The 11,257-nt window shown below is 37.1% G+C and carries 7 protein-coding genes and 1 pseudogene; all 8 read left to right on the top strand.

Features of this window, described 5'->3' with window-relative positions:
• Positions 1–105: 105 nt before the first annotated feature.
• The 8 genes and pseudogenes from rplK to rpoB all read left to right on the top strand — a co-directional run bounded on the left by rplK (position 106) and on the right by rpoB (position 11,206).
• Positions 106–549, top strand: coding sequence for a 50S ribosomal protein L11 (gene rplK / locus BOQ62_RS05670; protein ID WP_105701281.1), 444 nt, complete (start codon positions 106–108; stop codon positions 547–549).
• Between the two features lie 11 nt (positions 550–560).
• Positions 561–1,252 (top strand): annotated as a pseudogene (gene rplA, locus BOQ62_RS05675) (50S ribosomal protein L1).
• A 17-nt stretch (positions 1,253–1,269) separates the two neighbouring features.
• Complete coding sequence (gene rplJ / locus BOQ62_RS05680; protein WP_129037821.1) at positions 1,270–1,863, top strand: 50S ribosomal protein L10; 594 nt, start codon at positions 1,270–1,272, stop codon at positions 1,861–1,863.
• A 46-nt stretch (positions 1,864–1,909) separates the two neighbouring features.
• A complete protein-coding gene (gene rplL, locus BOQ62_RS05685) occupies positions 1,910–2,278 on the top strand; it encodes a 50S ribosomal protein L7/L12 (RefSeq protein WP_076781873.1) in 369 nt (122 codons plus the stop codon).
• A gap of 268 nt (positions 2,279–2,546) precedes the next feature.
• Positions 2,547–3,050 (top strand): hypothetical protein, encoded by a 504-nt coding sequence (locus BOQ62_RS05690; RefSeq protein WP_129037823.1) that lies wholly within the window; start codon positions 2,547–2,549, stop codon positions 3,048–3,050.
• Between the two features lie 128 nt (positions 3,051–3,178).
• Entirely contained in the window at positions 3,179–4,315 is a 1,137-nt protein-coding gene (locus BOQ62_RS05695; RefSeq protein WP_129037825.1) for a hypothetical protein, read from the top strand.
• 32 nt (positions 4,316–4,347) lie between these two features.
• Positions 4,348–6,942 (top strand): T9SS type A sorting domain-containing protein, encoded by a 2,595-nt coding sequence (locus BOQ62_RS05700; RefSeq protein ID WP_129037827.1) that lies wholly within the window; start codon positions 4,348–4,350, stop codon positions 6,940–6,942.
• Between the two features lie 442 nt (positions 6,943–7,384).
• Positions 7,385–11,206: a DNA-directed RNA polymerase subunit beta gene (gene rpoB, locus BOQ62_RS05705; protein WP_129037829.1), complete on the top strand. Its 3,822-nt coding sequence runs from the start codon at positions 7,385–7,387 to the stop codon at positions 11,204–11,206.
• The last annotated feature ends 51 nt before the right edge of the window (positions 11,207–11,257 follow it).

Consider the following 11,257-nt stretch of genomic DNA (forward strand, 5'->3'; position numbering starts at 1 on the left):
TACTTTTGCAGTCCAAAAAGTAGGTTTATTGTTATGTGAGTGCATAACCTACTGAATAATAAATGCTTCCAAACTCATTAATTATTCAAATTTAAAAAACAAACAATGGCTAAGAAAGTCTTTAAAATGGTAAAGCTTCAGGTGAAAGGTGGCGCAGCTAACCCTTCTCCACCAGTAGGTCCAGCATTGGGTTCTGCAGGTGTGAACATCATGGAGTTTTGTAAGCAATTTAACGGAAGAACCCAAGATAAGCCAGGGCAAGTTTTACCTGTAGTAATTACAGTATATGAAGACAAATCTTTTGAATTCATTATTAAAACTCCACCTGCAGCAATTCAGTTAATGGATGCAGCTAAGATCAAGGGAGGTTCTGGTGAACCAAACAGAAACAAAGTAGGTTCTGTAACTTGGGAACAAGTAAAGAAAATCGCTGAAGATAAAATGGCGGATCTTAACTGTTTTACAATGGACTCTGCTCTTTCTATGGTTGCAGGTACTGCTAGATCTATGGGATTAAGAGTAACAGGAACTAAACCAACTAACGCTTAAAACTTAAAGAAATGGCAAAATTAACTAAAAAGCAAAAGGAAGCTTTAAGCAAAGTAGAAAAAGGAAGAATCTATAACCTTGAAGAAGGTTCAGCTCTTGTAAAAGAAGTGAACACTACAAAGTTTGATGCTTCAGTAGATATCGCTGTAAGATTAGGTGTAGACCCTAGAAAAGCAAACCAATGGTAAGAGGTGTTGTATCTCTTCCTCACGGTACTGGTAAAGATGTTAAAGTATTAGCTCTTGTAACACCAGATAAAGAAGCCGAAGCTAAAGCTGCTGGTGCTGATTATGTAGGTCTTGACGAATATTTACAAAAAATCAAAGAAGGTTGGACAGACGTTGACGTTATCGTTACTATGCCAGCTGTAATGGGTAAATTAGGTCCATTAGGTAGAGTATTAGGTCCAAGAGGTTTAATGCCAAACCCTAAATCAGGAACTGTAACTATGGAAATTGGTAAAGCAGTAACTGAAGTAAAAGCAGGTAAAATTGATTTCAAAGTAGATAAGTATGGTATTATCCATGCTGGTATTGGTAAAGTATCTTTCGATGCTGCTAAGATCAAAGAAAATGCTCAGGAGCTTATCCAGACATTGATCAAAATGAAACCAACTGCTGCTAAAGGAACTTATGTGAAGAGCATCTATTTGTCTTCTACAATGAGCCCAGGTATTGCAATTGATACTAAATCTGTTAACTAATATTTAATCCTAAGACAATGACAAAAGACCAAAAAGTTGTAGCAATACAAGAGATCAAAGACTTGCTTCAGGATGCAAAAGTAGTATACGTAGCAGATCTAGATGGTTTGAACGCTGCTAAATCTTCAGATTTCAGAAGACAGGCTTTCAAGCAAAATATCAAAGTGAAAGTGGTAAAAAATACACTTTTACAAAAAGCAATGGAGCAGATTGATGGAGTAGATTTCTCTGAAATGTTCGAAACATTTAAAGGAAACTCTGCTTTAATGATTGCTGAGACAGCTAACGCTCCTGCAAAATTAATCAAAGATTTTAGAAAGAAAGATGAGAAGCCGGCTTTGAAGTCTGCTTTTGTACAAGAAACTTTCTATGTTGGTGACAACAACCTTGATACTTTAGTAAATATCAAGTCTAGAGAAGAAATGATCGGTGAAATCATCGGATTACTTCAGTCTCCAATCCAAAGAGTTGTTTCTGCTCTTCAAAACAAATCTGAAACTGTAGAAGCTCAAGCTGAAGAAGCTGCTCCTGCGGTAGAAGAAACTCCTGCTGCTGAAGCTCCAGAAGCTCCTGCTGCAGAAAGCACTGACGAAACGCCAGCTGCTGAATAATTACACTCAAAAAATTAAATAAATAATCAACAAAAACATTACAACAATGTCAGATTTAAAAAATTTAGCTGAAACGCTAGTAAACCTAACTGTAAAAGACGTAAACGAATTAGCTGCTATCCTTAAGGATGAGTACGGAATTGAGCCAGCTGCTGCTGCTGTAGTTGTTGCTGCAGGTGGTGCAGGTGAAGCTGCTGAAGAAAAGACTGAATTCGACGTAATTCTTAAGTCTGCAGGTGCTTCTAAATTAGCTATCGTTAAATTAGTAAAAGATTTAACTGGTGCTGGTCTTAAAGAAGCTAAAGATATCGTAGACGGTGCTCCTGCTCCAATCAAGCAAGGTGTATCTAAAGACGAAGCTGAAGCTCTTAAGAAGCAATTAGAAGAAGCTGGTGCTGAAGTAGAATTGAAATAATTTCAATTTTATTATAAATATACAAGCCTGAGCATTTGCTCAGGCTTTTTTTTGTATGTAAGTCTTTGTAAATATGTGTTTTATTTTTCAATTGTATTTTAATATTATTGATATGTATATTTTTGTATTTAATTATTATTATTTATTTGATGATAATTAACATAATATTGTATTTTCTGTATTTTATTGCTTTGTGTGAATTTTTATTAATAAAGTATTGTTTTGATTGAAAAAATATTATATTTGTATCGAAAAAAACACAACATAATTGGAAAGAAATTACTTTCTTTCCTACGGCCATAAGATTACACTTATATTACTTCTGGCGGCTGTAGGAAAACTAAACGCTAAGTTTATATCTGTAACGATGACGAATCCTGAGTTATCATATTATACAGATACTGATAATCCTCTGCAACGATGCTTAGCTGATGTTTCAATTCATTTGTTTACTAAAGCAGGCAATAATGATCTGGTTGCTGTAAATAAAGAACCTGCTGATAAAAATCAAGCCTTTTTATTCTATTATATTGGCTTTCAGTATAATACTCAATTTTTCAAGAAAAATAATATTCAGATATCATTTCCGGAAAATATAAAATTTGTTGCAATAAGAAATGAAAAGAACTATTTATTTCTGAACTGTAAAGAAAATACTTTCTTGGTATTTGATGAAGTTAAAAATTTCTATACCAATTCCATTAAACTGGTGGATGGTTTTAAGTTTATCATTAAAATTCCTGATAAACTTGTCCATTCGCTTATCTCGTAATTATATTTCACAATTTTAACGCTTTCATACAGTACAATCTGTTATTTCATTTAATATTTAAATGAGAATGCCTGAGGATTGCCCTTTCAAAAAACACATATACATAAAAACAGCAAACATCAACAGAAATGAAAAACAAATTATTAACCATCGCTATTTTATCTTTTAGTTTGGCCATGAACGCTCAGGTAGGGATTAATACCTCCCAAGCTCAGGCCACATTTGATGTCGTAGGATCACCTTCTAATACAAGTAAACTTGACGGCGTGATTACTCCAAGAATTACAGGAGTACAATTGAAAGCCAAAAACTATACGGCTGCTCAAACCGGAGCATTAGTATATGTTACATCGGTTGAAGCCGCTCCTACAGGACAAACTGTGGATGTCGTTTCTCCAGGCTATTATTATTTTGACGGTACCAAATGGGGAAGCTTAAGTGGAAGCTGGCGAACTGTAGGAAATGCTGGAACAACAGCAACAACAGCAACTCTTGGAACAGATATTGGGACGGGAAATTATCTGGGGACTAACGATAGTCAGAATTTAGTTTTGGCTACTCAGAAAAACGTAAAAGGAGTGTTAGATATTAATGGTACACTACAGGGAGGAAACTCTAATTCTGCCGCAGGACCTTATGCTTCATTTACATGGGGGTCGAATAATATCCTTACCAACAGTACTTCTTCAAATGTTGCCATGGGGAAAGATAATACAGTCTCTGCACAAGGAAACTTTCCGGCTGTAGCTATTGGATTGAACAATACCGCCAATAATGGGGCTAAAGTAATAGGAAATAACAATAGTGCCACAGGAGCCAATAACCTGGTCTTTGGAAATCTTAATACTGTAACGGGTCTGGTTGGATTAACTGTTGGGAACAATCATACAAATAACGGAGGAATTGCCATTGGAAGTGGAAACACAACATCCTCAAACAATATTGCTGTTGGTTCCGCAAATACAGCTACTGGTACAGAAGCTTTTGCAATAGGGTTTTCAGGTCAGGCAGCTGCAGGACAATTGGTTTATGCCAACAAAGAACATGTTTTCTTTAATAAAAATAACGGAACAGATACAATATTGGGAATTAATATGGCTCCTACCGCATCTACATCTACAGGGGCAGCGATTCAGATGAAGGGAATTGCTTCAGGTGCTAATGCTGCATGTACAGCTGCTGAAGAAGGAGCAATCCGATATAACACAACTACCAGAGCGCATGAAGGCTGTAATGGAAGTAACTGGAAAGCTCTTTATAATTAAACTAATAAACACAAACCTTAAAAAAATAAAAAATGACCAAAAAATTATTCGAAAAGTTAGCTGCGATGCTCATGACATTGATAATGTCTGCAGTATTATTTGCGCAGCAGGGCTATGAACCGATCCGTGGGATGGGGGTAGAGGCAAAACCTGTCAACAATTCAGGAATTTGTCTTGCATGTTACAACGGAAGTATGAATCCTGTAGTGGATGCCAGCTTGGATAACAGTGTAAGTATGGGCAATTTCGCTTCTCTTTTAAGTGGAAACGGAATATCTGTAAAAAACAAAAATACAACCTACCCTGCGGGATATGTCACCGGATTCAATGTAGATCTTGGAACAAGTTTTATTACAGTAGATCTTTTGAGTTCTTTAAGAATCAGTACTTATAAAAATGGGGTACTTCAGGAGACAACTACCAGCAGTACACTTTTGTCAGTGCCTGCATTCGGGGGAAGCAAAAACAGAATTTTCCTGAACTTCAAAACATCAAAAGAATTTGATGAAGTGAGATTGTATCAAACTAATGTTCTTTCTGTATTCAGTGCGATGAATGTATATTATGCATTCGCATTTGATCCTGCAAAAGTACCTACCGATAATAATGGTATTTGTGATGACATCATCGCTGGAAGTGGTGTGGATGGAAACGTATCCGGAAGCAGCAGTTTCCTTGCTCCGCTTTCTTATGTTCAAAATAAAGAAAGAATTGGTGACGGAAATAAAAACTCATATGGATCAATAGTGCTGCCAATAGGATTATTAGGATCTTATTCAGTAGGAGTTCTTGACAAAAACCAGACCTATCCTGCAGGAAACAGAACGGGATTTGTTATAGAGCCGGATGATCAGGGGAAACTGTTAAGTGCAGAATTCTTAAAAAATATTACCATAGAAACTTATCTTTTCGGTCAGCTTCAGGATTCAAAACAACTGTCTGACGGAGGAGGTTTAATCAATATTAAAGTTTTAGGATATGGTTCAGGAAAGCAGAAAGTGACTTTAACAACCACTAAACCTTTCAACGAAGTAAGGTTGAAAATTACCCAAACTGTAGGATTTAATTTAGGAGCATTGAAAGTATATTATGCTTTCGAAGAGCCTCTTACTTGTGAATGTGATGATAAAATCCAGACAAGCGGTTCTGCAGTACCAGGAAATTTGGTGACAGGTACTACATGGACTTCAGGTCCTGGTTTCCTAGGGCTTATTTTAGCTAAAATGACCAGTCCAGAAGCTATTGTGGATAATAACCCATCCAACTACGCAACGGCTACCGTTCCGGCAGCATCTATTCTGAGTCTTTTCTCAGCATTTGCAACAGTAGGTACTAATGCGGTACTTCCTGCCAACACAATGGCTGGATTCACCGTAGAAAAAGCAGGGAACCTTCTTGGAGTAAGTGTGCTGGAAAATATCACTGTAACATTATATAACGGGAATGTTCTTACAGATACTTTCACAAGTTCAGGAAGTCTTATCAGTGGAAACTTCTTTACTACGAATTCAAATAAATTCTATGTTGGAGGAAAGGCTACAAAACCTTTTAACCGTATTAAAATCACTTTCAACAGCGGAACGGCAATTCGTTTTCCTCAAAATTATTATATCTATAATGCTTTTGCGAGCAGAGATGATGACAATGACGGTGTTCCGAACTGTTTCGACCAATGTCAGGGCGGTGATGACAGCATAGATAATAACGGAAACGGAATTCCCGACTGTGCAGAAGGATGTACAGCGGTAAATGACAAATCTCCTGCATTGGATACAGATGGCGATGGTATTGTGGACGCTTGTGACCTTGATTCTGATAATGATGGTATTCCTGATGCTGTGGAAGATTTTGATAAAAACGGTAAGTTCCAGGATGATGATAACGAAGGTGATATCCTGATAACGCCGGTATTGGGAGATTCTGTTCCTAATTATCTTGACCTTGATTCTGATAATGACGGTATCTTAGATTTATTTGAATCCGGAATTCCAAACTCAGTAATCAACCAGATTGATGCAGATCATAACGGTATTATTGATGCCAATGTTCCTGTAGGCAAAAATGGAATTGCAGATATTTTGGAAACTTCTCCAGACTCAGGGGTATTGAAATATCCAATCAAAAATACAGATGGTGATGATAAACCAGACTTCCTGGATATTACTTCCGATGGTTCGGATTATGACCTTTATAAAATAGGAAAAGGAAACCTTGATATGTTAGGAGGTGGATTTATTTCTACCATTAATGATAATGATAAAGATGGTATACAGGCTGTAGTAGATACGGATCTTGTGAAAAGAGGATCTCCGAATTCACCGCTTTCACCATATGCTTCATTATTGAAAAATGCATCCAATGCTGCAAAAATTGCTGCAACAGACATTACAGAAGAAGCGAATGATGTAAAAGTATATCCAAACCCTGTAAAAGCTGGAGAAAATCTTAGAATTACATCAGCAGAAGAAGGAGTGTACACATTGTTCTCTGCACAGGGACAAGTAGTTAAAACAGATAAGTTCAATACTCATACAGGTATTGATACCTCTTCACTTCCAACAGGAGTGTATATTATTAAAATAGAAACCAAATCGAAGATAAAATCTTATAAGGTTATTGTGAAATAATCATAAGATTAGCTTGTGTTGTAGAGAGGCTGCTCATATTTGGGCAGTCTCTCTTGTTTTTAAGAGTCTCAAAATGAGATGATTTATTTGTTATTGTGGATAACTTTTTGTATCTTTGCCCCTCTTTTGGCGCGAAAAATTGTTTGTAAATTTATAAAATACTGAAAATCAGCTCTTTCATTGTGTAAAACATGGAAGGGATTTCCTGTATATAGATATTGCGGTAATATAGCCTCAAAAGTAATAAAAATATTTTGCATTACGCTGTGAAAAGATATACCAGTGTTGCAGTTAGAAAGAATCAAGTACAAAGTTTAAAAGAGCCTAAGGTCCTTTGTGAGCGCCAAAAACACTTTTACCTTTTACTTTTATATTGTTTCTTGTTCTTTTCTGATATTTTTTAATGAATCAAAATATTTTTTAACCCTTTCTTAAAAGTTTTATGAGTAAAACAAAATCAACAACTCAAGGAAATCCGAGAATTAATTTCTCATCAGCGAAAGGAAAAATCATCACTCCAGACTTTTTGGATATCCAAATTGAGTCTTTCAGAGAATTTTTCCAGCTTGATACACTTCCTGAAGCCAGAAAGACAGAAGCTCTTTACAAGACTTTCCAAGAGAATTTCCCAATTACGGATTCAAGAAACCAATTCGTATTAGAATTCTTAGACTATCTGGTAGATTCTCCACGTTATTCAATTGATGAGTGTGTGGAAAGAGGACTTACTTATTCAGTTCCTCTAAAAGCTAGACTTAAACTGTATTGTACTGACCCGGAACACGAAGATTTCCAAACTGTGGTTCAGGACGTATACTTAGGTCCGGTTCCTTATATGACGCCAAGTGGTTCTTTCATCATCAACGGTGCTGAGAGAGTTATCGTTACGCAGCTTCACCGTTCACCCGGTGTATTCTTCGGACAGACTTACCACGCGAATGGGACCAAACTTTACTATTCAAGAATTATCCCTTTCAAAGGATCTTGGATGGAATTTACAACAGATATCAACAGCGTAATGTACGCTTATATCGACCGTAAGAAAAAATTACCATTAACAACTTTATTAAGAGCGATCGGTTATGAATCTGATAAGGATATCCTTCAGATCTTCGACCTTGCTGAAGAAGTGAAAGTTTCTAAAGCTGCCCTTAAAAAAGTAGAAGGGAGAACATTGGCTGCGAGAGTATTGAACACTTGGTTCGAAGATTTCGTAGACGAAGATACAGGTGAAGTAGTTTCTATCGAAAGAAACGAAATCATCTTAGATAGAGAAACTATTCTTGAAAAAGAACACTTAGATCTTATCTTGGATGCTGGTGTGAAATCAATCCTGATTCACAAAGAAAACAGCAATGAATTCTCTATCATCCAGAATACATTACAAAAAGACCCTACTAACTCTGAAAAAGAAGCAGTAGAGTATATTTATCGTCAGTTAAGAAATGCAGATCCACCAGATGAGGAAACAGCAAGAGGAATTATTGAAAAATTATTCTTCTCTGAGCAGAGATACTCTTTAGGTGAAGTAGGACGTTACAGACTAAACAAAAAGTTAAGCCTAAACATCCCAACTACAACTGAAGTTCTTACAAAAGAAGATATTATTGCCATTGTAAGACACTTAATTGAGTTAGTAAACTCAAAAACTGATGTAGATGATATTGACCACTTATCAAACAGAAGAATTAAAACTGTTGGTGAGCAATTAGCAGGACAGTTCGGAGTAGGTCTTTCAAGAATTGCAAGAACAATCAAGGAAAGAATGAACGTTAGAGATAACGAAATCTTTACTCCACTTGACCTTGTAAATGCGAAGACATTAACTTCTGTAATCAACTCATTCTTTGGTACCAACCAGCTTTCTCAGTTCATGGACCAAACCAACCCTCTATCAGAGATCACTCACAAGAGAAGATTATCTGCACTAGGGCCTGGTGGTTTATCAAGAGAAAGAGCAGGTTTCGAGGTTCGTGACGTTCACCATACTCACTACGGAAGAATTTGTCCGATTGAAACTCCGGAAGGACCAAACATCGGTTTGATTTCATCTCTAGGGATTTATGCAAAAATCAACAGACTAGGTTTCATCGAAACTCCATATAGAAAAGTTGAAGATGGTAAGATTGAGCTTAACGCAGATCCTATCTACTTAAATGCTGAAGACGAAGAAGACAAAGTAATTGCTCAGGCAAACGTTGAATTAAGTGATAACGGTGATTTCTTAACAGATAGAATTATTGCAAGATTGGATGGTGACTACCCGGTAGTTGAGCCTTCACAGGTAAATCTTATCGATGTTGCACCTAACCAGATTTCCGGTATTTCCGCTTCATTGATTCCTTTCTTGGAGCATGATGATGCGAACCGTGCATTGATGGGATCCAACATGATGCGTCAGGCCGTTCCTCTATTGAAGCCACAGGCTCCAATCGTTGGTACAGGGCTTGAGCAGCAAGTTGCAAGAGACTCAAGAATCTTAATTAACGCTGAAGGTACAGGTACTGTAGAGTATGTAGATGCTGACAGAATCGTTATTAAATATGAAAGAAGTGAAGACGAAGATTTAGTACAATTCGAGTCTGCTACTAAAACATACAAACTTACTAAGTTTAGAAAAACTAACCAGAGTACAACAATTACCCTAAGACCAAATGTAAGAGTAGGTGATGTAGTGGAGAAAGGACAAGTACTTTGCGACGGTTATGCTACTGAAAAAGGAGAATTGGCTCTTGGTAGAAACTTGGTAGTAGCGTTCATGCCTTGGAAAGGGTACAATTTCGAGGATGCAATCGTAATCAACGAAAAAGTAGTACGTGAAGACTGGTTTACTTCAATCCACGTAGATGAATATTCTCTTGAAGTTCGTGATACCAAATTAGGTATGGAAGAGCTTACAGCAGATATTCCAAACGTATCTGAAGAAGCTACTAAAGATCTTGACGAGAACGGTATGATCAGAATTGGTGCTGAAGTGAAGCCTGGAGATATCATGATTGGTAAAATTACTCCAAAAGGTGAATCTGACCCGACTCCTGAAGAAAAACTTCTTAGAGCAATCTTCGGTGATAAAGCTGGTGATGTGAAGGATGCTTCATTGAAAGCTGACTCTTCATTAAGAGGAGTTGTGATCAACAAGAAATTGTTCTCCAGAAACATTAAAGACAAAAAGAAAAGAACTGAAGAAAAACTTAAACTTGAAGAAATTGAAAACACTTACAAGGCTAAGTTTGATGAGTTGAGAAATACTTTAATTGAAAAATTAAATACACTGGTAAGCGGTAAAACTTCTCAAGGGGTACAAAATGACCTTGATGAAGAAATTATCGGTAAAGGTGTGAAATTCACTCACAAATTATTGACTTCAGTTGAAGATTATGTAAACGTTAGTGGTGCAGACTGGACAGTAGATGCTGACAAGAATGAATTGATCAAACAATTGATTCACAATTACAAAATCAAATACAACGATATCCAAGGGGTTAAAAACCGTGAGAAATTTGCAATTTCAATCGGAGATGAGCTTCCGGCAGGGATCATGAAGTTGGCTAAAGTTTACATCGCTAAGAAACGTAAACTGAATGTAGGGGATAAAATGGCAGGACGTCACGGTAACAAAGGTATCGTTTCAAGAATCGTTCGTGAAGAAGATATGCCATTCCTTGAAGACGGAACACCAGTAGATATCGTATTGAATCCACTAGGGGTACCTTCTCGTATGAACATCGGTCAGATCTACGAAACCGTTCTTGGATGGGCTGGTAGAAAACTAGGATTGAAGTTCGCTACGCCAATCTTCGATGGAGCAAGTCTTGATCAGATTACTGAGTACACTGAGAAAGCAGGTCTTCCTAAATTCGGTCACACTCACCTTTATGATGGGGGTACCGGAGAAAGATTTACACAGGCTGCGACTGTAGGTATCATTTACATGTTGAAACTAGGACACATGGTAGATGATAAGATGCACGCACGTTCTATTGGTCCTTACTCATTGATTACTCAGCAGCCGTTAGGAGGTAAAGCTCAGTTCGGAGGTCAGAGATTCGGAGAGATGGAGGTTTGGGCACTTGAAGCATTCGGTGCATCTAACATCCTTAGAGAAATCCTTACTGTGAAGTCGGATGACGTGATTGGTAGAGCAAAAACTTATGAAGCCATTGCAAAAGGTGAATCTATGCCTGAACCAGGTATTCCAGAATCATTCAATGTATTACTTCACGAGTTACAAGGTCTTGGATTAGACGTAAGATTGGAGGAGTAAGATATCAGATGTCAGACACAAGATGTCAGACTATGGCACTCTAAAAATTTT

Source organism: Chryseobacterium sp. CH21, from assembly GCF_004119445.1.
Lineage (GTDB): Bacteria > Bacteroidota > Bacteroidia > Flavobacteriales > Weeksellaceae > Chryseobacterium.

Bases quoted from the DNA above. Each gene is read 5' to 3' on its own strand.
- rplK (WP_105701281.1), top strand. From the start codon at position 106: ATGGCTAAGAAAGTCTTTAAAATGGTAAAGCTTCAGGTGAAAGGTGGC.
- rplJ (WP_129037821.1), top strand. From the start codon at position 1,270: ATGACAAAAGACCAAAAAGTTGTAGCAATACAAGAGATCAAAGACTTG.
- rplL (WP_076781873.1), top strand. From the start codon at position 1,910: ATGTCAGATTTAAAAAATTTAGCTGAAACGCTAGTAAACCTAACTGTA.
- BOQ62_RS05695 (WP_129037825.1), top strand. From the start codon at position 3,179: ATGAAAAACAAATTATTAACCATCGCTATTTTATCTTTTAGTTTGGCC.
- BOQ62_RS05700 (WP_129037827.1), top strand. From the start codon at position 4,348: ATGACCAAAAAATTATTCGAAAAGTTAGCTGCGATGCTCATGACATTG.
- rpoB (WP_129037829.1), top strand. From the start codon at position 7,385: ATGAGTAAAACAAAATCAACAACTCAAGGAAATCCGAGAATTAATTTC.